Annotated in this window: 1 protein-coding gene; it reads right to left on the reverse strand. The window is 82.6% G+C overall.

The window, feature by feature from the left end; all coding sequences use genetic code 11:
- Window positions 1-104: hypothetical protein (locus tag PUR56_RS38840; protein ID WP_443034621.1), on the reverse strand; the 104-nt coding region annotated here is incomplete at its 3' end.
- Window positions 105-408 lie beyond the last annotated feature (304 nt).

Consider the following 408-nt stretch of genomic DNA (forward strand, 5'->3'; position numbering starts at 1 on the left):
CAGCCGCGGGCCTTGGGGAACCCGCCCCTGGCGTCGGTCCCGGAGGCCCGCAGGTCCCAGAGGTCCTCCGGGGTGTCGGCCCCGCCCGGGAACCGGCAGGCCAACCCGACGCTGACGATCGGATCGTCGGTGACCGGCGCGGCCGGACGGGCGGCCGCGGGGGGGGCGCGGGGGGGGACCCGGGGGTTCGGGGGTGGCGTGTTCTCCGGGGTGTGTCCGGGGCGTGGGCGCTGGGTGGGGGACGTGGGTCTCGGTGGGGGGGGGGGTGGGGGGGGGTTGTTTGTGGGTGGGGTGGTGGTGTGGGGGGGTGGTGGGGCTGGTGGGGTTGGCGGGGGGGGGGGGGGTGGCCGGGGGCGGGGGGGGGGGGGGGGGGGGGGGGGGGCCCCCCCCCCCCCCCCCCCCCCCCCC

This window comes from Streptomyces sp. BE303 (assembly GCF_036290945.1).
GTDB lineage: Bacteria > Actinomycetota > Actinomycetes > Streptomycetales > Streptomycetaceae > Kitasatospora.